The sequence below is a fragment of the Pseudomonas sp. ES4 genome, from assembly GCF_050586665.1.
Lineage (GTDB): Bacteria > Pseudomonadota > Gammaproteobacteria > Pseudomonadales > Pseudomonadaceae > Aquipseudomonas > Aquipseudomonas frederiksbergensis.
Genome location: NZ_JBOBDO010000001.1, coordinates 279,207 through 304,977 on the forward strand (window position 1 = coordinate 279,207; position 25,771 = coordinate 304,977).

The window sequence follows — 25,771 nt, forward strand, 5'->3', positions numbered from 1 at the left end:
TTAATGGACGACTTGCCCATAGGGCCGATGCTCGCGGTAATGGCCCTGCTGATTTTATGGTCGGGGCTGTTTACCGCCATCGAAGCGGCGCAACAGCACTTGCTCGCCCAGCGAACCGCTTCGCGTTCGAGCGACAAACCGGTGGCAAAGCTGAGCTTTTCGCTCAATAGCCTGATCCTCTGCAACACCTTGTGCCGCGCACTGGTGGTAGTCATCAGCACCTTGCTGGCGATTTTCACTTGGGCGGAAAACGGTCCATGGGTCGCCTGCCTGGGGGCTGGCACTGTGCTTCTGGTGTTCGCCGACTACCTGCCGCGCACCCTCGCCGCCCGTTATCCGGACGCCGTCCTGGCCCTGGGCAACACCTTGCTTGGCGCGCCACTGAAAATCATCTATCCCGCCGCCTGGCTGCTCAATGGCATCAGCCAGCTGCTGATGCGACCGTTCGCCCGCAAAGTCAAAGTGGTGCAGCAGAGCGAAGACGAGACCCCGAATGATCGGCACGACGATCACGAACACGCCGCCTGCCGCCCGCATCCGCTGTCAGGCATCCATGCGCTGGACAACATCACGGTCAACGACATTCTGGTGCCACGCAGTGACGTCGACGGGGTCAATCTGGATGACTCCCTCGAGGAGATCATCGAGCAGCTTCGCGCCAATAAACGCACGCGCCTGCCGGTTTTCCACAGCGACATCAATCAGGTCGAGGCGGTACTCAATACCCGGCAGATCCGTCATCTGCTGCCCGACGCCAGCCTGACCCGTGAAGCACTGCTGGCAGCGTGTCACGACCCCTACTTCGTGCCGGAAAGCACACCGTTGCAATTGCAGCTGCTGAATTTCCACAAACAACAGCGACGCCTGGGCATGGTGGTCGACGAGTACGGTGAAGTGCTTGGCATCGTGACCCTGGAAGACATTCTCGAAGAAATCGTCGGCGAGTTCGAAAGCCAGCACAGCCTGGATAACCCGCATATCCACCCACAGGCCGATGGCCGCCTGGTGATCGAAGGTGCAGCGTCGATTCGCGAACTGAACAAGAGCCTGGGCTGGCACTTGCCGAGCGACGGCCCGAAAACCCTCAACGGGTTGGTGACCGAGGCCCTGGAGACGATTCCGGACAGTGCGGTATGCCTGAAGATCGGGCGTTATCGGCTGGAGATTCTGGAGACTGAAGATAATCGGGTCACGCGGGTTTTGATCTGGCATACCAGCTCAGTTCCAGCAGTTATTTGAACCCTGGCCCCAACCTGTGGCGAGGGAGCTTGCTCCCGCCGGCCTGCGAAGCAGGCCAATCACAGACGCTGCATTTATCCTGACAGCACCCATCCAGCCTTTTTGCGGCCGCTGCGCGCCCGAGCGGGAGCAAGCTCCCTCGCCACAGAAGCCATCGGCAACCCTGGCCCCTTGTTCGATCGTTAGCCTCCTTCCTATAATCCCCCCAGCTTACCAAAGCCCCGCCATACCCCCGTGCTACCCGCACCCCGCATCAAACCCACATCCCTGGGTGTTCGACCATAATAATTCGCTCCACTGGGGCACATGACTGTCAGGGATAACCGCATGACGACCAGCACGACTTATAACGACACCGCGCCTGCACAACCGACGAACTCCGCCACCCGCGTGGCGACCGCGAGTTTCATCGGCACCGCCATCGAGTTCTACGACTTCTACGTCTATGCCACTGCCGCTGCGCTGGTGATCGGTCCGGTGTTTTTTCCGCAGACCTCCGGCACAGCCCAGATGCTGTCGGCATTCCTCACCTTCGGCATCGCCTTCCTGGCTCGACCGCTGGGCTCAGCGCTTTTCGGTCACTTCGGCGACCGTATCGGGCGCAAATCGACACTGGTTGCCTCGCTGCTGCTGATGGGCGTATGCACCACGCTGATCGGCGTGCTCCCGGGTTACGACAGCATTGGCGCCTGGGCGCCGATCCTGCTTTGCGTGCTGCGCTTCGGCCAAGGCCTGGGGCTCGGCGGCGAATGGGGCGGCGCGGCGTTGCTGGCGACGGAGAATGCACCGAAGGGCAAACGCGCCTGGTTTGGCATGTTCCCGCAACTCGGCCCCTCGATTGGTTTCCTCGCGGCCAACGGCCTGTTTCTTACACTGGCCATGACCCTGGACGACGAGCAGTTCCGCTCATGGGGCTGGCGGATTCCGTTCCTGCTCAGTGCCGCGCTGGTGATGGTTGGCCTGTACGTGCGCCTCAAGCTTCACGAAACCCCGGTATTTGCCAACGCAATGGCGCGCCAGGAACGGGTGAAAATCCCGCTGGTCGAGCTGTTCAGCCAATATTGGGCACCGATGCTGCTGGGTGCCGGATCGATGGTGGTGTGCTACGCGCTGTTCTATATCTCGACGGTGTTTTCGCTGAGCTATGGCGTGTCGACGCTCGGCTACACCCGCGAGACCTTCCTCGCGCTGCTGTGCTTCGCCGTGCTGTTCATGGCCGCCGCCACGCCGCTGTCGGCCTTGGCCAGTGATCGATACGGGCGCAAACCGGTGCTGATCATCGGCGGTGTGCTGGCGATTCTGTCCGGTTTCCTGATGGAGCCCCTGTTGACCCAAGGTTCGACCTGGGGCGTGGCGCTGTTTCTGTGCATCGAGCTGTTTCTGATGGGCGTGACGTTTGCGCCGATGGGCGCGCTGCTGCCGGAACTGTTTCCAACCCACGTGCGTTATACCGGTGCGTCGGCGGCCTACAACCTGGGCGGCATTGTCGGGGCCTCGGCGGCACCGTTCTTCGCCCAGAAGCTGGTGGCGATGGGTGGTTTGAGTTATGTCGGCGGGTATGTGTCGGGGGCGGCGGTGCTCAGCTTGATTGCTGTGCTGTGCCTGAAGGAAACGCGCGATAACGATCTGAATCGGGTGGCTTAAAAAGCCAGAGCATCGCGAGCAGGCTCACTCCCACAGGGGGACCGCGTTCTGTCAAAAGAACGCGCCCCCCCTGTGGGAGTGAGCCTGCTCGCGATGGGCGCGACTCGGTTACAGCTCTACAACAACAGCTTGGGACGCGCGGGTCGCTTTAGCCCGTGCAGCCTCGATCGACTCATCCCGCGCCAACGCCACACCCATCCGGCGCTGACCATTGACCTCAGGCTTGCCAAACAGACGCAACGCCGTATCCGGCTCGCTCAACGCAGCACCGAGATTGGCGAAAGCCGTCTGAGTCGACTGCCCTTCCACCAGAATCACCGCCGAAGCCGATGGCCCGAACTGACGGATCAATGGAATCGGCAGGCCCAGAATCGCCCGTGCGTGCAGTGCGAATTGCGACAGGTCCTGGGAAATCAACGTCACCAGACCGGTGTCATGTGGACGCGGCGAGACTTCGCTGAACCAGACTTGATCGCCTTTGATGAACAGCTCGACACCAAACAGACCACGGCCACCCAAGGCTTCAGTGACGGCTTTGGCAACGCGCTCGGATTCGGCCAGGGCAATCGGGCTCATGGCTTGTGGCTGCCAGGATTCCTGATAGTCGCCCTTCTCCTGACGGTGGCCGACTGGCGCGCAAAACGTCGTGCCGCCAACGTGGCGCACGGTCAACAGGGTGATTTCGTAGTCAAAGTCGATAAAGCCTTCGACGATCACGCGGCCTTTACCGGCACGACCGCCTTCTTGCGCGTAATCCCAAGCGGTTTTCACGTCATCGGCACTGCGCAGCAGGCTCTGGCCTTTACCTGACGAGCTCATCACCGGTTTGACCACACAGGGGAAACCGAGGTCTTCGACAGCCTTGCTGTAATCCTCGAAGGTGTCGGCAAAGTGGTACGGCGAGGTCGGCAAGTCCAGTTCTTCAGCGGCCAGGCGACGGATGCCTTCGCGGTTCATGGTCAGCTGCGCGGCGCGAGCAGTCGGGATCACGGTGAAGCCTTCGGCTTCCAGCTCCACGAGGGTCGCGGTGGCAATGGCTTCGATTTCCGGCACGATGAAATGCGGCTTTTCGGCTTCGATCACCGCACGCAGGGCGGCGCCGTCGAGCATGTTGATCACATGGCTGCGATGCGCGACCTGCATGGCCGGCGCGTTGGCGTAGCGATCCACGGCAATCACTTCAACGCCCAGGCGTTGCAGCTCGATCACCACTTCCTTGCCCAACTCACCACAGCCACACAGCAGTACGCGGGTCGCGGTTGGCGACAATGGAGTTCCGATACGGGTCATCTCAGGTCCTCAAAGGAGCGGATCATCGAGGGACGCGACGCCTGGCGCGCTTCCCATGGGGAGAAAGCGCGGCATTTTACATGAACCGGCGGGTTTGGCTTCAGCTGACGACTGCCTGCTTGCGCAAGCGCCAGGCCATCACGATCCACACCACGGTCACACCCGCGAACTTCGAGCCCATGGCCGTGAGGATCACGCCTGGAGTAAAAGCATCGATCATGCCGAAGAAAATGAAGGTATCGAGGGGAATGCTCAGCGCCGAACTTATCCACAGGCGGTCGTGCAAGGGACGCTTGGTGATGCTGAACACCAGCCAGTCAATGCACTCCGAGACGGCGAACGCTGTGGCGCTGGCCAGCGCGATGGAGGGATCGGATGTCACGTAGGACAACACCAGCGCTGCCAGCATCGCCACGATTGCGCCATGGCCGAAACGGGTTTGCACCATGTCGCGCAAAACGAAGATCAAACCACCCCAGGCCGACCAGATGATGTCCAGGTGCGGGGCGGTGGAAAAGGCGTAGTTGGTCAGCACGACGCTGCTGATGTAGGCGATCAGGAAGAGCATGGGACGGCGGGATACCTGTCAATTTGGCGGACAGGGTACTTTGCACCAAACCCAAACGCGAATCCTGTAGCAGCTGTCGAGCCTGCGAGGCTGCGTTCGGCTGCGAAGCAGTCGTAAATCCTGTGCACGCTGCCTGGAAGACCGAGGTGCCTGATTTTGCGACCGCTTCGCCCGAACGCGGACCGAGCCGAACGCAGGCTCCGCCAGCTGCTACAAGTTAGGAGTTTTGCCGATCATCCAGAGAATCCCGCTGGATTTGGCCCGCTCATGACACAACCCCAACACCGTGCGCCGCTCTTCGTTGTCCATCCGACTCCAGCGGGTGATCTCTTCCACGGTGCGCTGACACCCGGTGCAAATATCGTCCTCGTCCAGCGCGCAGATATTCACGCAAGGCGATCGAACCGGGCGTTCGGGCGTGCTCATTGTTCCTGCTCAACCAGATCGCGGGCATAACGTTGTGAGTTATGCACATAGTGAGCAGCGCTGGCTTCCAGCATTTTTTTCTGCGGTTCGGTCAGCTCGCGCACCACTTTGCCGGGGGAACCCATGACCAGCGAACCGTCAGGAATCTCCTTGCCCTCACCGATCAATGAGTTGGCGCCGATGATGCAGTTCTTGCCGATTTTCGCGCCGTTGAGGATCACCGCGTTAATCCCGATCAAGCTGTAATCGCCCACCGTGCAGCCATGAAGCATGGCGTTATGGCCGATGGTCACGCCGGTGCCGATGGTCAGGGGATAACCCATGTCGGTGTGCATCACCGTGCCATCCTGGACGTTGCTGTTCTTGCCGATCAGGATCAGTTCGTTGTCGCCACGCAGCACCGCGTTGAACCAGACGTTGGCGCCCTCTTCCAGCTTGACCTTGCCCACCAGCACGGCATTGGGTGCGACCCAGCTCTGCGGATGGGTTTCGACACGGGCGTCGCCCAGGCGATATTTCATCTTGTTGTCCTCAAGGCCAGGCTGGCTCACTTGCAAAAATCGGCTTCACGCCATACGGGCGATGGCGTCAGGTATTGATAAATGTCTTGGGTGGCTGGTGCAGGCTGATTTTGGCGTCATAGAGCAGGTTGATCAACTCGACGATCATAATCGCCGTGAGGCCCCAGATTTTGTACTCGCCATAACGATAGCTCGGCACGTACCAACTGCGGCCCTGGTAATCGATTCGATGGGTGTGCTCGCGTGGGTCCTTGCGGAAGAACTCCAGCGGTACGCTGAAAACGGCGGCAATCTCGGCATCGTTGGCCCGGTACTCGACAAAGTCCGGAATCACACCGACATAGGGTGTGACCTTGATGCCGTGCAGGGAGATCAACGGGCTCAGCGGGCCGATCACTTCGACCAGCCCCGGCGGCAGGCCGATTTCTTCTTCAGCTTCGCGCAGGGCGGTGAAAACAAGGTCCGGGTCTTCAGGGTCGCGTCGCCCGCCGGGAAAGGCAACTTCGCCGCCATGGGTCGAGAGCCCGCTGGCGCGCAGGGTCAGAACCAGTTCCGGCTCGTCGCTGCGGGTGATGGGCACCAGCACGGCGGCTTCAGGGAAACGTTTATCGGTTTCCAGTGTGCTTGGGGTGTGATTGCTAACTCGGTGAAGTAGCTCGTCCAGCATGAGTCTTCTCGATTTGTTCTCTATCTCGCATCATGCACCAATCGAACCGGCCGCCCAACCCCATAAACACTGCATGTCGCTAAACGACAACTTGCCGACAGACACCGCCGCACGCCAAGATAGGCGCAGCATTCAGGAACCCAAGCATGAAATTTTGCAGTCAGTGCGGCAACCCGGTGACCCAGCGTATTCCAGAGGGCGATTCGCGCCTGCGTTTTGTCTGTGACAGCTGTCAGGCGATTCACTACCAGAACCCCAATATCGTCGCCGGTTGCGTCGCGACCTGGGGTTCCAAGGTCTTGCTGTGCCGACGTGCCATCGAGCCTCGGCTCGGTTATTGGACCCTGCCCGCCGGCTTCATGGAAAACGGTGAAACCATCGAGCAGGCGGCCATTCGCGAGACGGCCGAAGAAGCCTGCGCGCGGGTGCGCAACCTGACCCTCTATACGTTGATCGACGTGCCGCACATCAGCCAGGTGCATGTGTTCTTCCGTGCCGAACTGGTGGACCTGGACTTTGCCGCCGGCCCCGAAAGCCTGGAAGTGCAGCTTTTCGACGAAGCCGACATCCCGTGGTCCGAGTTGGCTTTCCGCACAGTGGGCCGTACCTTAGAATGCTTCTTCGCTGACCGGCGGACCGAGGTCTACCCCGTGCGGTCCGAGTCAATCCCGCCGCTCGCTCAGCCTGCCAACACATAAGCTCCTGGCTCTAAAATCACCTATAACTTATATAGTCGCGACACCTTTTAGGGATATCGTTTCAATGCGCTGGTTGCTTGCCCTGTTTTGCTTGGCGTTCGTCGCTGTTTCCCAGGCTTCCGTTGCGGAAACGCTGGACGGCAAAGTCATCGAAAAAGTCCTGGTGCTCAAGTCCGCCCATCAATTGCAATTGATCAATGACGGCAAGCCAATCAAGACCTATCGCATTTCCCTGGGCAAACGCCCCAAGGGGCCGAAGCTGATGGAAGGCGACAAACGCACGCCTGAAGGTTTCTATTGGCTGGACTGGCGCAAGGTCAGCGATAAATTCAACCTGGCGATGCACATCTCCTACCCGAACATCAGCGATTCCGCGCGTTCCCGGCGTGAAGGCGTGGACCCCGGCGGCATGATCATGATCCATGGCACCCCGGACACGGAAGAAAACCCCGAGGACCTGTTCCACACGCTGGACTGGACCGACGGCTGCATTGCCATGCGCAACATGGACATGCGCGAGGTTTGGGGTTTGGTGCCGGACGGCACGATGATCGAAATCCGCCCGTAATCCCCCTTCTATGATCGTTCCCACGCTCTGCGTGGGAACGATCAATTGGGCTACCTTTGGTCGCTCATCAAAAAAAAAATTCAAAAGATCGCAGCCTGCGGCAGCGCCTACCGGGTAGATACCAATTCACCGTGTAAGAGCTGCCGCAAGCTGCGATCTTTGCGCTCAAAACTCCCACCGCTAATACCACTTCAAACCATCAACCCTATTGCCCATCAATCCGGGCAGGCTTTCCAGCGCCAACCGCAAAGTGGTCTCATTGACATGGTATTTAAGTGGTATTAGGTTTCGCCTCACCACCGGGCGACAACAATCCTATATCCGCATCGGACCAAACCTACATGAATGACCTCCAGGCCCTACGCCCTGACGACACCCAGCCCACGCCGTTGTACCTGCAACTGGCGCGCAATCTGGAAGCGGCGATCCACGCCGGCCAGTGGAAAGCCGAACAGGCCATGCCGTCGGAGCGCAACCTCAGCGAAATGCTGGGCATCTCCCGCGTCACCGCCCGCAAGGCACTGGAAGTTCTGTTCGAACAAGGCCTGATTCGCCGCAACCAGGGTTCCGGTACCTTTATCACCCCGCGCCTGGAACAACCGCTGTCGCGCCTCTCGGGTTTCAGCGAGATGCTGCGGCTGAAAGGCTTCGTCCCCGGCTCGCAATGGCTGGAACGGGAAATCACTCCGCCGACCCACGAAGAACTGATCCGCCTGGGCCTCTCGCCGAACGACAAGGTTGCGCGGCTCAAGCGTCTGCGCAAAGCCGACGACACGGTGATGGCGATCGAGATGAGCACCCTGCCCGCCTCGATCATTCCCAAGCCGCAAGCGGTGGGCGACTCCCTGTACGAATACCTCGACGGCATCGGCAAGCCGATCGTCCGTGCCCTGCAGCACATTCAGGCGATCAACGCCTCGGACGAATTCGCCACCCTCGTGGGCATCGCCCCCGGCACCGCCATGTTGCTGATGACCCGGGTCGGCTACCTGGAAGACAACACGCCGATCGAAGTCACCGACACCTATTGCCGCAACGACTACTACGACTTTGTCGCAGAGCTTCGCCGCTAAAAGATTGCCGCCAATCGAGCAACGAGAACCGATCATGTCCGAAGACAATATCCTCACTGCCCACGGCTGGGTTCGCGGCCAGCTGATTCACGAACACGGCAAGGTCGTCTCGATCGAAGGCCAACCGTGCGATCCGGCCGACAACGACCTGCCTTACCTGCTTCCGGGTTTCATCGACCTGCACGTTCATGGCGGCGGCGGCAAAGACATCATGGAAGGTGCGCCAGCCTTCGAGACCATCACCAAAACCCACGTGCGTTTCGGCACGACCTCGCTGCTGGCGACCACCATGACCGCGCCGCCCGCAGAAATCTCCAGCGTGCTCAAAGCCGTCGGCGAATATTGCGAACAGCGCCCGAAAGGCAGCGCCCGAGTCCTCGGCGTGCACCTCGAAGGCCCGTACATCAACCCCGGCAAACTTGGCGCGCAACCGAATTTCGCCCACACCGCGTTGATGGCCGAAGTCGAAGAATACCTGGCACTGGCGCCAATCCGAGTGATCACCATCGCCCCGGAAATCGCCGGCCACGACGCCTTGATCCGTGACCTCAGCGCTCGCGGCGTGCGCATGCAAATCGGCCATACCCTGGGCAGTTACGAGGAAGGCGTTGCCGCGCTTGAAGCCGGCGCCAGCAGTTTCACTCACCTCTACAACGCCATGAGCCCGCTGCATCACCGCGAGCCGGGCATCGTCGGCGCGGCACTGGCTCACGCCAAATACGCCGAACTGATTCCGGATTTGCTGCACGTACACCCCGGCGCCATCCGTGTGGCCTTGCGTTCGATCCCGTGCCTGTATTGCGTCACCGATTCGACCGCCGCAGCGGGTATGCCCGACGGTGAGTACAAGCTCGGCAGCCACACCGTGACCAAATGCCTGGGCGGCGTGCGCTTGCCCGACGGCACGCTGGCCGGCAGCACACTGACCATGGATCAGGCCCTGCGCAATCTGGTGAAGATCGGTTTGCCCATCGCCGAGGCCTCGCAACGTCTTTCGCAATTCCCCGCCGACTACCTCGGCCTCAACGAACGCGGGCGCCTGCAACCCGGCGCCTGGGCCGACTGCGTGCGGCTCGATCGCTCACTCACACTGACCGCCGTCATGGTCGAAGGAGAAGACATTGACTTCAAAAATGCTTGAAGAGGCGCTGTCCTCGTTCGAGGCCGTGCAAGCCCAATTGCAAGAGCTCGACCCGCAGATGATCGAGATCGCCGGGCGCCTGCGCCGTCAGCCGCCGCAAGTGGTGATGACCGTCGCTCGTGGCAGCTCCGATCATGCCGCCAGTTACTTCGCCTACCTGACCATGCAGCAATTGGGCTTCCCGGTGGCATCGTTGCCGATGTCGGTGGTGACCATGCTGCAAGCGCCATTGAAGGTCAGCGGCCAAGTGGCGTTCGCCTTTTCGCAGTCCGGGCAAAGTCCCGATCTGGTGAACAGCATGCGCCTGCTGCGCAAGCGCGGCGCCCTGAGCATCTCGATGGTCAATGCCGAGAGTTCGCCGCTGGAGGCCGCGTGTGAGTTCAGCCTGCCGCTGTGTGCCGGCACCGAAAGTAGCGTTGCGGCAACCAAGAGTTTTATCGCCACTCTCAGCGCCAGCGCCCGTCTGATCGGCCACTGGAAAGAGGACGTGGAATTGCTGGAGGCCGGCCTCGCCCTGCCGGAAGGTTTGCGCGAAGCGGCGAAACAGGACTGGAGCCTGGCCATCGATGCCTTGCGTGATTGCCAGCGCCTGATGGTGATTGGCCGTGGCGCCGGTTTCGCCATCGCCCAGGAAGCCGCGTTGAAATTCAAGGAAACCTCGGCGATCCAGGCCGAAGCCTTCAGCAGCGCCGAGGTCCGCCACGGCCCGATGGCGTTGATCGACGAACATTATCCACTGCTGATCTTCGCCCCGCGCGGCGCCGAGCAAGCCGGTTTGCTGAGCCTCGCCACCGACATGCGTCAGCGCGGTGCCCGCGTATTGCTGGCCGCACCCGATGACATTGCCGAACGCGACCTCACCCTGACCCGCGCCGAACACCCGGCCCTCGACCCGATTCTGGCCATCCAGAGTTTCTACGTCATGGCCGCCGGTCTGGCCGTCGCCCGAGGCATGGACCCGGACCAGCCACGGCACTTGAGCAAAGTGACCCGCACCCATTGAGCGGGAAACCCTGTAGCAGCTGTCGAGTGAAACGAGGCTGCGATCTTTTCAACGCAGGATCAAAAAAAACGCAGCCTCGTTTCACTCGACAGCTGCTACAGGGCGAGTTGATCCGAAAGGGCAAGTTGATCCGAACCGTAGTTTTTACTGATGAGACCGAGCCATGCACAACAATAATAAAGAGCTGACCCTCAGCGCCCCGCTCAGCGGCCCGGTGCTCACGCTCGCCAAAGTCCCGGACCCGGTGTTCGCCAGCGGCGCCATGGGCGATGGGATCGCCATCGATCCGCTGAACGACACCCTCCACGCCCCGTGCGCCGGTGTCGTGGTACACGTCGCGCGCACCGGCCACGCCGTTACCTTGCGTGCCGACAACGGCGCCGAATTGCTGCTACACCTGGGCCTCGACACGGTCGCGTTGCAGGGCGAAGGCTTCTCGATGCTGGTCAAGGAAGGTGCGCGGGTCAGCAACGGCCAGCCGCTGTTGCGCTACGACCTGGACAAGGTCGCGCAGCAGTGCAAAAGCCTGGTCAGCCTGATGATCCTGACCAACAGCCAGGACTTTCAGGCGCGACCGATCACGCTGAAGTCAGTGAAAGTGGGCGAGCCATTGCTGCACATCATTCGTCGACACGCGTCGGGCGCGCAGACCGAAGCGGAGCTCTGCGGGGAAGCGATTCATGGCCACATTCGCATCGCCCATCGCGGCGGTTTGCATGCCCGTCCGGCAGCGCTGATTCGCCAGACGGCGCAAGGTTTCAAGAGCCAATCGCAGCTGCACTTCGCTGGCAAATCGGCGACCTGCGACAGCTTGATCGGGATGATGGGTTTGGCCGTCGGCGAGCAGGACGAGGTTCAGGTCAGCTGCCAGGGCCCGGACGCCGAAGCCGCGTTGCAAGCATTGCTGATCGCCTTATCCACAGCGCTGGCCGAAGACAACCACGCCGCCGCGCCGACACCGATGGCCCGACGTACTCGAGCGGCCGAAGCGGGCGTGCTGCACGGTGTTTGCGCCGCTCCCGGCCTGGTGGGCGGGCCGTTGTTCCGCTTGAACGCCATCAGCCTGCCGGTGGATGCCGGCAACCATGATCCCGAGCAACAGCGGCTCGTTCTCGACTCCGCGCTGACCGTTGTGCGCAGTGAAATCGAGCACACGCTGACCCAAGCCAGGAAACATAAAAACACCGACGAAGAAGCGATCTTCGCCGCACACCTGGCCCTGCTCGAAGACCCGGCGCTGCTGAACGCAGCCAACACCTCCATCGACCAAGGCATGGCCGCAACCCACGCCTGGAGCCGATCGATCGACGTCCAGTGCGAAGTGCTCCAGCAACTTGGCAGCCCGTTGTTGGCCGAACGCGCCAATGATCTGCGCGACCTCAAACAACGCGTGCTGCGCGCCCTGCTCGGCGAAAGCTGGCACTACGACGTGCCGGCCGGCGCCATCGTCGCTGCGCATGAACTGACGCCGTCCGATCTGCTGCAACTGAGCCAGCAAGGTGTTGCCGGGTTGTGCATGGCCGAGGGCGGCGCGACTTCCCACGTGGCGATTCTCGCTCGCGGCAAAGGTTTACCGTGCCTGGTCGCGCTGGGTTCTACGCTGCTGGATCAGCAGCAAGGCCAGGCGGTTGTGCTGGATGCCAATAACGGTCGTCTCGAACTAATGCCGAATGCCGAACGTTTGGCCGAGGTGCATCAGGCGCAACTCGATCATCAACAGCGCCGCGCCGAACAACAGTCCAAGGCTCACAGCCCGGCGCTGACGCTCGACGGCTTGCAGATTGAAGTCGCCGCCAATGTGGCCTCCAGCGCTGAAGCGGGTGATGCCTTGGCCAATGGCGCCGACGGCGTCGGCTTGCTGCGTACCGAGTTTCTGTTTGTGGATCGCAACACCGCACCGGACGAAGAGGAACAGCGCGCCGCCTATCAAGCCGTGCTCGACGCCATGGGCGACAAGTCGGTGATCATCCGCACCATCGACGTCGGCGGCGACAAACAACTCGACTATTTGCCACTGCCGACGGAGGCCAACCCGGTGCTTGGCCTGCGCGGCATTCGCCTGGCTCAGGTCCGTCCGGAAATCCTCGATCAGCAATTGCGCGCCTTGCTGCACGTCAGCCCGCTGTCGCGCTGCCGGATCCTGCTGCCGATGGTGACCGAAGTCGATGAGTTGCTGCACATCCGCCAGCGTCTCGATGCGTTGTGCACTGAACTCGGTGTGCTTGAACGCCCGGAGCTGGGCGTGATGATCGAAGTCCCCGCCGCCGCGCTGCTGGCCGAGCAACTTGCAGAGCATGCGGACTTCCTGTCGATCGGCACCAACGACTTGTCGCAATACACGCTGGCCATGGACCGCGACCACGCCGGCCTCGCTTCGCGGGTCGACGCCATGCACCCGGCATTGCTGCGATTGATCGCCCAGACCTGTGCCGGTGCTGCGTTGCATAACCGTTGGGTCGGTGTCTGCGGCGCGCTCGCCTCCGATCCGCTGGCCACCCCGGTACTGATTGGCCTGGGCGTCAGCGAGTTGTCGGTCAGCCCGGTGCAGATCGGTGAAATCAAGGATCGCGTCCGCCACCTGGACGCGAGCGAATGCCGACGCATCAGCCAGGGTTTGCTCAAGTTGAGCAGCGCCACTGCGGTGCGTCACGCCTGTCACCAGCAATGGCCTCTGAGCTGAGCTCTCAACAACAAAACAACAAGAACCCAGGGAGATTCGCCATGTATCAATACTTCATCGAAGGCCTGCAACGCCTCGGCCGCGCGCTGATGCTGCCGATCGCGATCCTGCCGATCGCCGGCCTGTTGCTGCGCCTGGGCGACACCGACCTGCTGAACATCGCGATCATCCACGACGCCGGCCAGGTCATCTTCGCCAACCTGGCAATGATCTTCGCCATCGGCATCGCCGTCGGTTTCGCCAAGGACAACAACGGCACTGCAGGCCTGGCCGGCGTCATTGGTTATCTGGTGATGATCTCCACCCTCAAGGTGCTCGACGCGAGCATCAACATGGGCATGCTCGCCGGGATCGTCAGCGGCTTGATGGCGGGCGCGCTGTACAACCGTTTCAAGGACATCAAACTGCCGGAGTACCTGGCGTTCTTTGGCGGCCGGCGCTTCGTGCCGATTGTCACCGGGTTCGCCGCCGTCGGCCTGGGCGTCATTTTCGGCTTGATCTGGCCGCCCATCCAACACGGCATCAACAGCTTCGGCACCTTGATGATGGAGAGCGGCAGCTTCGGCGCGTTCGTCTTTGGCGTATTCAACCGCTTGCTGATCGTCACCGGGCTGCACCACATCCTCAACAACATGGCGTGGTTCGTCTTCGGCAACTTCACTGATCCGACCACGGGCGCCATCGTCACTGGTGACTTGTCGCGCTACTTCGCCGGTGACCCGAAGGGCGGCCAGTTCATGACCGGCATGTTCCCGGTGATGATCTTCGGTCTGCCGGCCGCGTGCCTTGCGATGTACCGCAATGCTCTGCCGGAGCGCCGCAAGGTCATGGGCGGGATCTTTCTGTCGATGGCGCTGACGTCGTTTTTGACCGGTGTGACTGAGCCGATCGAATTCGCCTTCATGTTCCTCGCGCCGCTGCTTTTTCTAGTGCATGCGTTGCTGACCGGGCTGTCGATGGCCATCACCAACCTGCTGAACATTCACCTCGGGTTTACGTTTTCCGGTGGTTTGATCGACATGATTCTCGGCTGGGGAAAATCTACCAACGGCTGGCGGATGGTACCGGTCGGCCTGGCGTATGCGGTGATCTACTACGGGGTGTTTGATTTCTGCATTCGTCGGTTCAACTTGAAGACGCCGGGGCGTGAAGATGTTCTCAATGGCGACAAAGTCGTCATCGCCGACAACGAACGGGCCGGCGCTTACATCAAGGCACTGGGCGGTGCGCAGAATTTGATCACCGTGGGTGCATGTACTACTCGGTTGCGGCTGGACATGGTGGATCGCAACAAGGCGAACGATGCGCAATTGAAAGCGCTGGGGGCGATGGCGGTGGTGCGTCCGGGCAAGGGTGGGAGTTTGCAGGTCGTGGTCGGGCCGATGGCAGACAGCATTGCCGATGAGATTCGCTTGGCGATGCCTGCGTTGGGGCGCGCGATCATTTCCTCCCCCGCTGCGGTGATCGATGCGCCGAAACCTGCTGCGGTGGCAAGTACAGAAGCACAGCAATGGCTGAATGCGTTGGGCGGCGGCGAGAACGTGTTGCAGATGGACTGCATCGCCATGACCCGGATTCGATTGCAACTGGCGGACGGCAAAGCATTGTCGGAATGTGGTCTGAAGGCGCTGGGTTGCCAGGGCGTCAGTCAGTTGGAGGGAGGGATTTGGCATCTGCTGATTGGCGACAAGGCATCGAGTTTGAATGATGCACTGGAGGTATTGGTGAATCGCAGTGAGGTGAGTGCCAAGGTTTAGATCCTGGCCCGATCGTTCCCACGCTCTGCGTGGGAATGCCGCCAGGGACGCTCCGCGTTCCGCTTCAGAATGTGACGCAGAGCGTCACGGGATGCATTCCCACGCAGAGCGTGGGAACGATCATTTTCAGGCAAAAAAAAACCCGCTGATCTTCATCAGCGGGTTTTTCATTTCAGCGGCAGGCAGATCAAAAATCCTCCAACCGCCACACCTCATAAGCTGGCGTCTCGTAGGGATGACTCTGCTTCAGAGCCTCCACCACCGCCCGGATCAACTCGTCGCTGACCACAAGTTCAACCTTCCATTCCTCAACCTGCTCGACCTGCCCCGCTTTCCCAATGAACGGCTGACTGCCATCCAGCGGGCGAAACTGACCGAGGCCGAGCACTTGCCAGGCGCAATGGTCGTACGCGCCGATCCGTCCGCCACCGGCGGCGAATACGGCACTTTTCACGTCTTCGACGTGACTGGTTGGAACAAAAAAACTGAGCTTGTACACAGCGCTTAGTTCACCCGCTCTTAGTTCACCCAGACGCGCGCATTACGGAACATACGCATCCAAGGTGCGTCTTCGTTCCAGTCTTCCGAACGCCACGAGTTCTGCACGGCGCGGAACACACGCTCCGGGTGCGGCATCATGATCGTCACGCGACCGTCGCGGCTGGTCAAACCGGTGATCCCGCGCGGCGAGCCGTTCGGGTTGGCCGGGTAGTTTTCGGTGACCTTGCCGTGGTTGTCGACGAAACGCATCGCCACGCAACCGGACAGATCGGCTTCCAGCAACGCTTCTTCGCTGGCGAACTCGGCATGACCTTCACCGTGAGCAATAGCGATCGGCATACGCGAACCGGCCATGCCTTGCAGGAAGATCGAGTTCGATTCCTGGACCTGAACCATCGCCACACGGGCTTCGAACTGCTCGGAACGGTTACGCACGAAGTGCGGCCAGAACTCGCTGCCCGGGATCAGTTCATGCAGGTTGGACATCATCTGGCAACCGTTGCACACGCCGAGGGTGAAGCTGTCGGTACGTTCGAAGAAACCCTGGAACGCATCGCGAGCGCGGCTGTTGAACAGTGCGGACTTGGCCCAGCCTTCGCCGGCGCCCAATACGTCGCCGTAGGAGAAACCGCCGCAAGCCACCAGACCTTTGAACTCGTTCAGGTCGACACGGCCGGCCAGAATGTCGCTCATGTGCACGTCGATCGCATTGAAACCGGCGCGGTCGAACGCGGCCGCCATTTCCACCTGACCATTGACGCCCTGCTCACGCAGCACGGCAACCTGTGGGCGGATGCCTTTCTTGATGTAAGGCGCGGCGACGTCCTGGTTGACGTCGTAGCTCAGCTTGACGCTCAGGCCCGGGTTGTCTTCTTCCAGCAGCACGTCGAACTCTTGTTCGGCGCAATCGGCGTTATCACGCAGGCGCTGGATCTGGTAGCTGGTCTCCGCCCACTGACGTTGTAGCAGACGACGCTGACCTTCGAACACGGTTTCGCCGTTGAAGGTGATGCTGATCTCGCCGTTGTTCATCGGCTGACCGATCACCGACACGCACTCGCCCAGACCGGCAGCGCTGAACTGCGCAAGGATGTCCGGAGTGGCGTCCTGGCGAACCTGGATCACGGCGCCCAGTTCTTCGTTGAACAGGATCGCGGCGATGTCGGCGGAAGTTTCGGCCAGACCGTCGAGGTTCAGGCTCAGGCCGCAATGACCGGCGAAGGCCATTTCCACGACGCTGGTCAGCAGACCACCGTCGGAACGGTCGTGGTAAGCCAGCAGATGACCGTCGGCGTTGAGGCCCTGGATCACGGCGAAGAAGGCTTTGAGGTCTTCGGCGTCGTCGACGTCCGGCGCTTGCGAACCGAGCTTGCCGTGAACCTGGGCCAGGATCGAGGCGCCCATGCGGTTCTGGCCACGGCCCAGATCGATCAGGATCAGGTCGGTGGTGCCCTTGTCCATGCGCAGTTCCGGCGTCAGGGTCTGACGGATGTCAGCCACAGGCGCAAAACCGGTCACGATCAGGGACATCGGCGAGGTCACGGTCTTGTCGACACCTTCGTCGTTCCAGCGCGTGGCCATGGACATGGAGTCCTTGCCCACCGGAATGGTAATGCCCAGGTCCGGGCACAGCTCCATGCCGACTGCTTTCACGGTGTCGTACAGACGCGCATCTTCGCCCGGGTGACCGGCAGCGGACATCCAGTTGGCCGACAGTTTGATGTCGGAGATCTTGTTGATGCGCGAAGCCGCGATGTTGGTCAGGGTTTCGCCGATGGCCATGCGGCCCGACGCCGGAGCGTCCAGCAGTGCCAGCGGAGTACGCTCGCCCATGGCCATGGCTTCACCGGTGTACACGTCGAAGCTGGTAGCGGTGACGGCAACGTCGGCCACCGGAACCTGCCACGGGCCGACCATCTGATCACGGGCCACGAGGCCGGTGATGGTGCGGTCGCCGATGGTGATCAGGAAACTTTTGCTGGCCACGGCCGGGTGATGCAGAACGCGTTCGACGCAGTCTGCGATCTCCAGCGTCGACGGATCGAAATCATCGCCCAGCTCGTTTTCGCGAACGGCCGAACGGTGCATGCGCGGGGCTTTGCCCAGCAGCACTTCCAGCGGCATGTCCACCGGGCTGTTGCCGAAGTGGCTGTCGGTGACCGTCAGTTGCGGCTCGGCAGTGGCTTCGCCGACGACGGCAAACGGGCAACGCTCGCGTTCGCAGATCGCCTGGAAGCGTTCGAAGTCAGCCGGGCCGACCGCCAGAACGTAGCGTTCCTGGGATTCGTTGCTCCAGATTTCGTGCGGGGCCATGCCCGGCTCGTCGTTTGGAATGTTGCGCAGTTCGAAGCGACCGCCACGGTTGCCATCGTTGACCAGTTCCGGGAAGGCGTTGGACAGACCGCCCGCGCCGACGTCGTGGATGAAGCTGATCGGGTTGTGTTCACCCAACTGCCAGCAACGGTCGATGACTTCCTGGCAGCGACGTTCCATTTCCGGGTTTTCGCGCTGTACGGAAGCGAAGTCCAGGTCTGCCGAGCTGGTGCCGGTGGCCATGGAGGAAGCCGCGCCGCCGCCCAGGCCGATCAGCATTGCCGGGCCGCCGAGGACGATCAGCTTGGAGCCAACGGTGATCTCGCCTTTCTGCACGTGTTCGGCACGGATGTTACCCATACCGCCGGCCAGCATGATCGGCTTGTGGTAACCGCGAACTTCGTCGCCACGCGGGGTGGTGATCGACTGTTCGAAGGTACGGAAGTAACCGGTCAGGGCCGGACGACCGAATTCGTTGTTGAACGCGGCACCACCCAGTGGGCCTTCGATCATGATGTCCAGCGCGGTCACGATGCGTTCAGGCTTGCCATACGGCACTTCCCACGGCTGTTCGAAGCCCGGGATTTGCAGGTTGGACACGGTGAAACCGGTCAGGCCAGCCTTTGGCTTGGCGCCGCGACCGGTAGCGCCTTCGTCGCGAATTTCGCCACCGGAACCGGTGGATGCGCCCGGGAACGGGGCAATCGCGGTCGGGTGGTTGTGAGTCTCGACTTTCATCAGGATGTGCACCGGTTCCTGCACCGCGCCGTACTGGCGGGTTTCAGGGTCCGGGAAGAAACGGCCGGCGACGTTGCCGACAATCACCGAAGCGTTGTCCTTATAAGCCGACAGAACGCCTTCGCTGTGCATCACGTAGGTGTTCTTGATCATGCCGAACAGGCTTTTTTCCTGGCTCTGGCCGTCGATGTCCCAACTGGCGTTGAAGATCTTGTGACGGCAGTGCTCGGAGTTCGCCTGGGCGAACATCATCAGTTCGATGTCGTGGGGGTTGCGCTTCAAGCCGACGAAAGCGTTGACCAGGTAGTCGATCTCGTCTTCGGCCAGGGCCAGGCCCAGCTCGGTGTTGGCTTTTTCCAGCGCGGCGCGGCCGCCACCCAGTACGTCGATGGCAGTCAGCGGTTTCGGTTCGGCGTGGCTGAACAGGCCGGCGGCTTGTTCAAGATTGCCGAGGACGATCTGGGTCATGCGGTCGTGCAGACCATCGGCAATAAGCTGCGCTTCAGCGTCGCTGAACTGGCCGGCGACGTAGAACGCGATGCCGCGCTCCAGGCGCTGGATTTTCGTCAGGCCGCAGTTGCGAGCGATGTCGCTGGCTTTACTGGACCATGGCGAGATGGTGCCGAAACGCGGCAACACCAGGAACAGACGACCGGTCGGCTCTTGTACCGGAACACTTGGGCCGTACTTCAGAAGGCGCGCGAGCACCTGCTGTTCGTCGCCGGTCAGGACGCCGGTGACTTCGGCGAAGTGAGCGAATTCAGCATACAAGCCACTGACAGCCGGAACTTTCTGGCTCAGTTGCTCAAGGAGTTTGCTGTGGCGAAAGGCAGAAAGGGCAGGAGCGCCGCGCAGGATCAACATCTTCGGGACAGCCTCGGGAAGGGGTGTGCTTTGAGGCCGTGCATTCTAGCCTAAACAGGCCGCGACATCACCCGAAACGGTACGGGCGGCTGCACCCGGGCGTCGGGCCGGGGGTTCGGACATAAAACAGGCACATGCCGAGCGTTATTTTTTCTGTCACAAAATGCTGTCCGGGCCCATTCCTGCGGGCTCATGAGCGGTTTTCAGTTGCCTAGCAGACAAGCCCATCGCTGTCGAGATATGGCGCTCGTGGTCCTTTGCGTATACTGCGCAGATGTTTTCCCCAACGGCTTTGCGTCCGCGGTTCGCCAAATGGCTGATCGCAACCGGACTCTTCCTGGTGCTCAGTGGCTGTGTTGATAAACCCAACACGCTGGAGCGCGTAAAGGAGGATGGCGTGCTGCGGGTGGTTACCCGAAACAGCCCCGCCACCTACTTTCAGGATCGCAACGGTGAAACCGGCTTCGAATACGAGCTGGTGAAGCGCTTCGCCGACGATCTGGGGGTGGAACTCAAAATCGAAACCGCCGACAACCTCGACGACCTGTTCAATCAGGTAGGCAAGCCCAACGGCCCGGTGATCGCTGCTGCCGGCCTGGTCAGCAGCGAAGCACGTAAAAAGCAGGTGCGGTTTTCCCACTCCTATCTCGAAGTTACCCCACAGGTCATCTATCGCAACGGCCAATCGCGGCCGACTGACGCGAAGGACCTGGTGGGCAAGAAGATCATGGTGCTCAAGGGCAGCACCCACGCCGAGCAATTGGCGGAGCTGAAAAAGAAATATCCCGGCATCGAATACGAAGAGTCCGACGCTGTTGAAGTCGTCGACTTACTGCGCATGGTCGATGAAGATCAGATTGACCTGACCCTGGTGGACTCAAACGAAGTCGCGATGAACCAGGTCTACTTCCCTAAGGTGCGGGTAGCCTTCGACCTCGGTGACGCCAGCAACCAGAGCTGGGCGGTGGCCGCTGGCGACGACAACAGCCTGCTCAACGAGATCAACGACTACCTCGACAAGGTGAAGAAAAACGGCACCCTGCAACGGCTGAAAGACCGCTATTACGGGCACGTCGATGTGCTGGGTTACATGGGCGCCACCACCTTCGCCCAACACTTGCAGCAACGCCTGCCCAAATACGAACAGCACTTCAAGACGTACGCCAAGAAAGAGAAAGTCGATTGGCGCTTGCTGGCCGCGGTCGGCTATCAGGAATCGCTGTGGCAAGCAGCCGTCACGTCGAAGACCGGCGTGCGCGGGCTGATGATGCTGACCCAGAACACTGCGCAGGCCATGGGCGTGTCCAATCGCCTGGACCCCAAACAAAGCATCATGGGTGGCGCCAAGTACCTGGCCTACATGAAGGAACAGCTGGACGAGTCGATCCAGGAGCCGGATCGTACCTGGTTTGCACTGGCGGCCTACAACGTTGGCAGCGGTCATCTGGATGACGCGCGCAAACTGGCGGCCAAGGAAGGTCTGAATCCGGACAAGTGGCTGGACGTGAAAAAGATCCTGCCGCGTTTGTCCGAGAAGAAGTGGTACAGCAAAACCCGTTACGGCTATGCCCGTGGCGGCGAACCCGTTCACTTCGTGGCGAACATCCGCCGCTACTACGACATCCTGACGTGGGTGACGCAGCCGCAGCTGGAAGGCAATCAGGTCGCCGAGGGCAACCTGCATGTGCCGGGGGTCGACAAGACCAAGCCGACTCAGGAAACCCCACAGCTTTAAAGCCTGACCCCAATCAAAATGTGGGAGTGAGCCTGCTCCCACAGTGTTTTGTGTTTGGCTTTTGGCTTTAGGCTTTTGCGGCGGCCAGGATCAGTGCTTTCATTTCAGACACCGCCGACTTGAACCCGACGAACAACGCATGAGCCACCAGCGCGTGGCCGATGTTCAGCTCGTTGATGCCCTTGATCGCCGCTACAGCTTCAACGTTGTGGTAGTGCAGACCGTGACCCGCGTTGACGATCAAACCTTGGGCCAGGCCAAACGCCACGCCATCCGCCACACGCTTGAGCTCTTCAGCCACCTCGGTCGGCGTCTCGGCATCGGCGTAACGACCGGTATGCAGCTCGATAGCCGGCGCACCCACACGACGGGACGCTGCGATCTGCTGCTCGTCAGCGTCGATGAACAGCGACACTTCACAGCCGATCTTTGACAGGCGATCCACCGCCGCCTTGATCCGCGCTTCCTGCCCCGCCACGTCCAGACCACCCTCGGTCGTCAGCTCCTGACGGGTTTCCGGCACCAGGCAAATGTGCGCCGGACGAATGCGCTCGGCGAACGCCATCATCTCTTCGGTGACGCCCATTTCGAAGTTCATGCGGGTTTGCAGCACATCCTTGAGCAGCAACACGTCGCGCTCTTGAATGTGTCGACGATCCTCGCGCAGGTGCACGGTGATGCCGTCAGCGCCCGCCTCTTCCGCGTCCAGCGCAGCCTTGACCGGGTCTGGATAGCGCGTGCCCCGGGCCTGACGCAGAGTGGCAACGTGGTCGATGTTCACGCCAAGAAGAATGCGATTGCTGGTGGTCACGGAAGCGCTCCTGAAGAAGGGAAAGTTCGGTGCACAGCATACGGGGTGATCAGGGCTTGCGAAACAACTCGCGACTCACCAAGGGACGACCGCCCAGATGAACGGCCAGTGCCTGGCGCATCAATCGCTTGGCTGCCGATAGCGCGCCAGGGGCTGACCAATCTGCATCGGCCATCGCCAGCAGTTCGGTACCATTGAACAGACCGGGTTGCAGCAGGTAGACCCGTTCAAGCCCCGCATCCACTTGCAGACGGTAGAGACCGTCCGGCGCGATGGGCTCGCCATGGATGTCGGTGGTCAAGGCGAAGCCGTAACCCAAGTCATCCAGCAGACGCCATTCGAAGGATCGCAACAGCGGTTCCAGCGGACGACCTTCGGCAAGCGCAAGCAGGGTCGCGGCGTAGTGATCGAAGACGGCGGGATGCGGGTCTTCGGACGGCAGCAGCCGAATCAACAGCTCATTGAGGTAGAGACCGCTGAACAGCGCTTCACCGTTGAGCCAAGTGGAGACGCCAGCGCTTTCCATGCGACCGACGTTCTTCAGTTCACCACGGCCACGGAACTCGACTTCCAGCGGCACGAACGGCCGCGCCAACGTCCCGGCCTTGCCTCGGGCACTGCGCAACACCGCCCGCAGCCGACCTTGCGGCGTGAGGAAATCCACCAACGCGCTGTTCTCGCGGTAAGCGCGGGAGTGGAGGACGTAGGCGGGTTGGCCGATGGGGGTTTGAGACATGGAAGTCAGGGTTCTCAATGAGTCAGCACAGATTTATAAACCACCCAAAACCAATGTGGGAGCGAGCCTGCTCGCGATGAGGACCTGACATTCAACATTGATGTTGACTGGCAGACCGCTATCGCGAGCAGGCTCGCTCCCACAGGGTACTTCGGTGTCTCAGGAACCGGTGTTACAGGTCGCCGTAACCCAGCGAACGCAAGGCGCGCTCATCGTCGGACCAGCCACCTTTCACCTTGACCCAGAGGTTGAGCATGATCTTGGAGTCGAACAGCAACTCCATGTCCTTGCGTGCCTCGGTGCCGATGCGCTTGATCCGCTCGCCCTTGTCGCCAATGATGATTTTCTTCTGGCCGTCGCGCTCGACGAGGATCAAGGCATGGATGTGCAGGGTTTTGCCCTGCTGCTTGAACTCTTCGATTTCGACGGTGATCTGGTACGGCAGTTCGGCGCCCATCTGGCGCATGATTTTCTCGCGTACCAGTTCAGCGGCGAGGAACCGGCTGCTGCGGTCGGTGATCTGGTCTTCCGGGAAGAAGTGATCGTTTTCCGGCAGGTAACCGGCAATCACGCGCTCCAGCGTTTCGAGGTTATGCCCGTGCTGGGCCGAGATCGGCATGATCTGCGCGTTCGGCAACTGTTCCTGCAACCAGGTCAGGTGCGGCATCAGCTCGGCTTTGTCTTCGATACGGTCAGTCTTGTTCAGCGCCACGATCAGCGGGCCGGTCACGTATTGAACGCGCTCGAGGACCATCTGGTCTTCGTCGGTCCACTTGGTGCGGTCAACCACGAAGATCACCACATCGACGTCTTTCAACGCCGCCGAAGCGGTCTTGTTCATGTAGCGGTTCAGGGCTTTCTCGCCACCTTTGTGCATGCCGGGGGTGTCGACGTAGATCGCCTGCACGGCGCCTTCGGTCTTGATGCCGAGCATGTTGTGGCGAGTGGTCTGAGGCTTGCGCGAGGTGATCGCCAGCTTCTGACCGAGGATGTGGTTCAGCAGCGTGGACTTGCCCACGTTGGGACGGCCAACGATGGCGACATAGCCACAGCGAGTTGCAGTTGAATCAGTCATGGCCATTCTCCACGCCCAGGGCAATCAGTGCTGCAGCGGCCGCTACCTGTTCGGCAATACGACGGCTCACACCCTGACCTCGGCTTTTTTCATTCAGTAAGGTGATTTCACATTCGACGAAGAACGTCCGGCAATGCGGCTCACCCTGGATATCCACCACTTCGTAACGCGGCAGTTCGCAACCACGGGACTGCAAGAATTCTTGCAGGCGGGTTTTTGGATCTTTGTTGGTGTCGACCAGCGTCAAGCCTTCGAACTCCCCGGCCAGCCAGGCAAGCACGCGTTCGCGTGCCATGTCCATGCCGGCATCCAGGTAGATCGCACCGATCAGCGCTTCAAGGGCATCGGCCAGAATCGACTCGCGACGAAAACCGCCGCTTTTCAATTCACCGGAACCCAGGCGCAGGTATTCGCCCAGATCGAAACCACGAGCCAGTACGGCCAGGGTCTCGCCTTTCACCAGGCGTGCGCGCAAGCGCGACAACTGACCTTCGCGGGCCAGCGGGAAGCGATCGAACAGCGCCTCGCCAGCGACAAAGTTAAGGATGGCATCACCGAGGAATTCCAGGCGTTCGTTGTTACGCCCGGCAAAGCTGCGGTGAGTCAGGGCCAGGACCATCAGTTCCTGATCCTTGAAGGTGTAACCGAGCTGACGCTCGAGACGGCTTAAGGAGACGCTCACGGTTTACCCACGCTGAGTTCGTGGCTGGATTCCACCGCCATCGCCGAGAGTCTGCGCAGGCTTGGGACAATTAACGCTGTGTTCAAAAATTACGTCCTGAATATCATTGTTTTCATGCTTCTGGCGCCGATTGTGCCGGTTCCAGAAATGCATTCGGCGCTGTGTTCAACAGCGCCGTGTGTGATTACTTGATCAGGCCAACCCGCGAGAAATTCGGCAGGTGACTGAGTTTAGGTTCTGGCCAGCTCATCCAGACTGCGAAGGCCTTGCCGACGATATTCTTGTCGGGAACCATGCCCAGCAGATCCTTGGGAATGCTCGGGTCATCCCAGTAGCGACTGTCGTTCGAGTTGTCGCGGTTGTCGCCCATCATGAAGTAGTGCCCGGCAGGCACGGTCCATGTACGGTCCGGCGATGCACGATAGCGGCTCATTTCCTTGCGGATCTGGTGCTCGGCGACGCCGAGTTTTTCCTTGTAGAGCTCAGCGCTGCCCAACGTGCCCGGCTCGGAGCCGACCAGTTGTTCGGCAACCGACTCACCGTTGACGAACAGACGCTTGTCGGCGGTGTAACGAATCTGGTCACCCGGCAGGCCCACCACACGTTTAATGTAGTTGACGTTCGGATCGCTCGGGTAGCGGAACACCATCACATCGCCACGCTGTGGATCACCGACTTCGATGACTTTCTTGTCGATCACCGGCAAGCGGATCCCGTAAGAAAACTTGTTCACCAGAATGAAGTCGCCGACGTCCAGGGTCGGTTTCATCGAGCCGGAAGGAATCTGGAACGGTTCCACCAGGAACGAACGCAGCACCAGCACGATGAACAACACCGGGAAGAACGACTTGCCGTATTCGACCAGCAGCGGCTCTTTGTTCAGTTTCTCGACCACCACCATGTCAGCCTGGCTGACGCTACCCTGGTAAGAGTTAATGGCAGCCCGGCGCCGTGGCGCCAGGAACAGCAGATCGAGCAACGCCAACAGGCCGCAGACGAACACGGCGATGACCAGCAACAGCGGGAAATTTAGTGACATAG

22 protein-coding genes are annotated in these 25,771 nt (G+C 60.8%); 10 read left to right on the forward strand and 12 right to left on the reverse strand.

Annotation, left to right across the window (positions count from 1 at the left end; translation table 11 throughout):
• The first annotated feature begins 3 nt into the window (after window positions 1–3).
• Window positions 4–1,239, forward strand: coding sequence for a transporter associated domain-containing protein (locus ACQ4OB_RS01210; RefSeq protein WP_074879893.1), 1,236 nt, complete (start codon window positions 4–6; stop codon window positions 1,237–1,239).
• A 327-nt stretch (window positions 1,240–1,566) separates the two neighbouring features.
• Entirely contained in the window at window positions 1,567–2,883 is a 1,317-nt protein-coding gene (locus ACQ4OB_RS01215) for an MFS transporter (protein ID WP_074879896.1), read from the forward strand.
• Window positions 2,884–2,991: 108 nt separating this feature from the next.
• Here ACQ4OB_RS01215 and purT read toward each other — a convergent pair whose 3' ends face one another.
• The 5 genes from purT to ACQ4OB_RS01240 form a co-directional block, all read right to left on the reverse strand.
• Window positions 2,992–4,173: a formate-dependent phosphoribosylglycinamide formyltransferase gene (purT, locus tag ACQ4OB_RS01220; protein ID WP_074879900.1), complete on the reverse strand. Its 1,182-nt coding sequence runs from the start codon at window positions 4,171–4,173 to the stop codon at window positions 2,992–2,994.
• A gap of 100 nt (window positions 4,174–4,273) precedes the next feature.
• Window positions 4,274–4,741 carry a VUT family protein gene (locus tag ACQ4OB_RS01225; RefSeq protein ID WP_076029875.1) on the reverse strand — a complete coding sequence of 156 codons (468 nt, stop codon included), beginning with the start codon at window positions 4,739–4,741 and terminating at the stop codon, window positions 4,274–4,276.
• Between the two features lie 210 nt (window positions 4,742–4,951).
• Window positions 4,952–5,167 (reverse strand): DUF1289 domain-containing protein, encoded by a 216-nt coding sequence (locus ACQ4OB_RS01230; RefSeq protein ID WP_074879906.1) that lies wholly within the window; start codon window positions 5,165–5,167, stop codon window positions 4,952–4,954.
• Window positions 5,164–5,688 (reverse strand): gamma carbonic anhydrase family protein, encoded by a 525-nt coding sequence (locus ACQ4OB_RS01235; protein WP_007936184.1) that lies wholly within the window; start codon window positions 5,686–5,688, stop codon window positions 5,164–5,166. Before ACQ4OB_RS01235 ends, ACQ4OB_RS01230 begins: the two co-directional genes overlap by 4 nt.
• Before the next feature lie 67 nt (window positions 5,689–5,755).
• Complete coding sequence (locus ACQ4OB_RS01240) at window positions 5,756–6,355, reverse strand: CoA pyrophosphatase (protein ID WP_074879909.1); 600 nt, start codon at window positions 6,353–6,355, stop codon at window positions 5,756–5,758.
• 146 nt (window positions 6,356–6,501) lie between these two features.
• Here ACQ4OB_RS01240 and ACQ4OB_RS01245 point away from each other — a divergent pair, with 146 nt between their 5' ends.
• From ACQ4OB_RS01245 to nagE, 7 genes are all read left to right on the forward strand, one after another.
• Complete coding sequence (locus ACQ4OB_RS01245) at window positions 6,502–7,053, forward strand: NUDIX hydrolase (protein ID WP_074879912.1); 552 nt, start codon at window positions 6,502–6,504, stop codon at window positions 7,051–7,053.
• A gap of 64 nt (window positions 7,054–7,117) precedes the next feature.
• Entirely contained in the window at window positions 7,118–7,621 is a 504-nt protein-coding gene (locus ACQ4OB_RS01250; protein ID WP_074879915.1) for a L,D-transpeptidase family protein, read from the forward strand.
• 341 nt (window positions 7,622–7,962) lie between these two features.
• On the forward strand, window positions 7,963–8,694 hold the full coding sequence (locus tag ACQ4OB_RS01255) for a GntR family transcriptional regulator (protein WP_074879918.1): 732 nt from the start codon (window positions 7,963–7,965) through the stop codon (window positions 8,692–8,694).
• Window positions 8,695–8,728: 34 nt separating this feature from the next.
• Complete coding sequence (gene nagA, locus ACQ4OB_RS01260; RefSeq protein ID WP_430954984.1) at window positions 8,729–9,835, forward strand: N-acetylglucosamine-6-phosphate deacetylase; 1,107 nt, start codon at window positions 8,729–8,731, stop codon at window positions 9,833–9,835.
• Window positions 9,816–10,838, forward strand: coding sequence for an SIS domain-containing protein (locus ACQ4OB_RS01265; protein WP_102616554.1), 1,023 nt, complete (start codon window positions 9,816–9,818; stop codon window positions 10,836–10,838). The genes nagA and ACQ4OB_RS01265 overlap by 20 nt, the downstream gene beginning before the upstream one ends.
• A gap of 163 nt (window positions 10,839–11,001) precedes the next feature.
• Window positions 11,002–13,518, forward strand: a complete 2,517-nt coding sequence (ptsP, locus tag ACQ4OB_RS01270; protein ID WP_430954985.1) for a phosphoenolpyruvate--protein phosphotransferase — start codon at window positions 11,002–11,004, stop codon at window positions 13,516–13,518.
• Between the two features lie 41 nt (window positions 13,519–13,559).
• Window positions 13,560–15,275, forward strand: a complete 1,716-nt coding sequence (gene nagE, locus ACQ4OB_RS01275) for an N-acetylglucosamine-specific PTS transporter subunit IIBC (RefSeq protein ID WP_074879929.1) — start codon at window positions 13,560–13,562, stop codon at window positions 15,273–15,275.
• A gap of 187 nt (window positions 15,276–15,462) precedes the next feature.
• On the opposite strand, the gene cutA is transcribed toward nagE, so the two are convergent.
• Both cutA and purL read right to left on the reverse strand, forming a co-directional pair.
• On the reverse strand, window positions 15,463–15,774 hold the full coding sequence (gene cutA / locus ACQ4OB_RS01280; RefSeq protein ID WP_430954986.1) for a divalent cation tolerance protein CutA: 312 nt from the start codon (window positions 15,772–15,774) through the stop codon (window positions 15,463–15,465).
• A 20-nt stretch (window positions 15,775–15,794) separates the two neighbouring features.
• On the reverse strand, window positions 15,795–19,691 hold the full coding sequence (purL, locus tag ACQ4OB_RS01285) for a phosphoribosylformylglycinamidine synthase (RefSeq protein WP_074879935.1): 3,897 nt from the start codon (window positions 19,689–19,691) through the stop codon (window positions 15,795–15,797).
• Window positions 19,692–19,965: 274 nt separating this feature from the next.
• Here purL and mltF point away from each other — a divergent pair, with 274 nt between their 5' ends.
• Window positions 19,966–21,426, forward strand: coding sequence for a membrane-bound lytic murein transglycosylase MltF (gene mltF, locus ACQ4OB_RS01290; protein WP_074879938.1), 1,461 nt, complete (start codon window positions 19,966–19,968; stop codon window positions 21,424–21,426).
• 67 nt (window positions 21,427–21,493) lie between these two features.
• On the opposite strand, the gene pdxJ is transcribed toward mltF, so the two are convergent.
• From pdxJ to lepB, 5 genes are all read right to left on the reverse strand, one after another.
• Window positions 21,494–22,237 (reverse strand): pyridoxine 5'-phosphate synthase, encoded by a 744-nt coding sequence (pdxJ, locus tag ACQ4OB_RS01295; RefSeq protein WP_074879942.1) that lies wholly within the window; start codon window positions 22,235–22,237, stop codon window positions 21,494–21,496.
• A gap of 49 nt (window positions 22,238–22,286) precedes the next feature.
• Window positions 22,287–22,973 carry a DNA repair protein RecO gene (recO, locus tag ACQ4OB_RS01300; RefSeq protein ID WP_430954987.1) on the reverse strand — a complete coding sequence of 229 codons (687 nt, stop codon included), beginning with the start codon at window positions 22,971–22,973 and terminating at the stop codon, window positions 22,287–22,289.
• Window positions 22,974–23,145: 172 nt separating this feature from the next.
• A complete protein-coding gene (gene era / locus ACQ4OB_RS01305; protein WP_008151577.1) occupies window positions 23,146–24,048 on the reverse strand; it encodes a GTPase Era in 903 nt (300 codons plus the stop codon).
• Window positions 24,041–24,730 (reverse strand): ribonuclease III, encoded by a 690-nt coding sequence (gene rnc, locus ACQ4OB_RS01310; RefSeq protein WP_033053426.1) that lies wholly within the window; start codon window positions 24,728–24,730, stop codon window positions 24,041–24,043. The genes era and rnc overlap by 8 nt, the downstream gene beginning before the upstream one ends.
• 184 nt (window positions 24,731–24,914) lie before the next feature.
• Window positions 24,915–25,769: a signal peptidase I gene (gene lepB / locus ACQ4OB_RS01315; RefSeq protein ID WP_074879949.1), complete on the reverse strand. Its 855-nt coding sequence runs from the start codon at window positions 25,767–25,769 to the stop codon at window positions 24,915–24,917.
• Window positions 25,770–25,771 lie beyond the last annotated feature (2 nt).

Bases quoted from the DNA above. Each gene is read 5' to 3' on its own strand.
- ACQ4OB_RS01255 (WP_074879918.1), top strand. From the start codon at position 7,963: ATGAATGACCTCCAGGCCCTACGCCCTGACGACACCCAGCCCACGCCG.
- ACQ4OB_RS01250 (WP_074879915.1), top strand. From the start codon at position 7,118: ATGCGCTGGTTGCTTGCCCTGTTTTGCTTGGCGTTCGTCGCTGTTTCC.
- lepB (WP_074879949.1), bottom strand. From the start codon at position 25,769: ATGTCACTAAATTTCCCGCTGTTGCTGGTCATCGCCGTGTTCGTCTGC.
- ACQ4OB_RS01210 (WP_074879893.1), top strand. From the start codon at position 4: ATGGACGACTTGCCCATAGGGCCGATGCTCGCGGTAATGGCCCTGCTG.
- nagE (WP_074879929.1), top strand. From the start codon at position 13,560: ATGTATCAATACTTCATCGAAGGCCTGCAACGCCTCGGCCGCGCGCTG.
- ptsP (WP_430954985.1), top strand. From the start codon at position 11,002: ATGCACAACAATAATAAAGAGCTGACCCTCAGCGCCCCGCTCAGCGGC.
- ACQ4OB_RS01230 (WP_074879906.1), bottom strand. From the start codon at position 5,167: ATGAGCACGCCCGAACGCCCGGTTCGATCGCCTTGCGTGAATATCTGC.
- era (WP_008151577.1), bottom strand. From the start codon at position 24,048: ATGACTGATTCAACTGCAACTCGCTGTGGCTATGTCGCCATCGTTGGC.
- recO (WP_430954987.1), bottom strand. From the start codon at position 22,973: ATGTCTCAAACCCCCATCGGCCAACCCGCCTACGTCCTCCACTCCCGC.
- nagA (WP_430954984.1), top strand. From the start codon at position 8,729: ATGTCCGAAGACAATATCCTCACTGCCCACGGCTGGGTTCGCGGCCAG.
- ACQ4OB_RS01240 (WP_074879909.1), bottom strand. From the start codon at position 6,355: ATGCTGGACGAGCTACTTCACCGAGTTAGCAATCACACCCCAAGCACA.
- mltF (WP_074879938.1), top strand. From the start codon at position 19,966: ATGTTTTCCCCAACGGCTTTGCGTCCGCGGTTCGCCAAATGGCTGATC.
- ACQ4OB_RS01235 (WP_007936184.1), bottom strand. From the start codon at position 5,688: ATGAAATATCGCCTGGGCGACGCCCGTGTCGAAACCCATCCGCAGAGC.
- ACQ4OB_RS01215 (WP_074879896.1), top strand. From the start codon at position 1,567: ATGACGACCAGCACGACTTATAACGACACCGCGCCTGCACAACCGACG.
- ACQ4OB_RS01225 (WP_076029875.1), bottom strand. From the start codon at position 4,741: ATGCTCTTCCTGATCGCCTACATCAGCAGCGTCGTGCTGACCAACTAC.
- ACQ4OB_RS01245 (WP_074879912.1), top strand. From the start codon at position 6,502: ATGAAATTTTGCAGTCAGTGCGGCAACCCGGTGACCCAGCGTATTCCA.
- purT (WP_074879900.1), bottom strand. From the start codon at position 4,173: ATGACCCGTATCGGAACTCCATTGTCGCCAACCGCGACCCGCGTACTG.
- purL (WP_074879935.1), bottom strand. From the start codon at position 19,691: ATGTTGATCCTGCGCGGCGCTCCTGCCCTTTCTGCCTTTCGCCACAGC.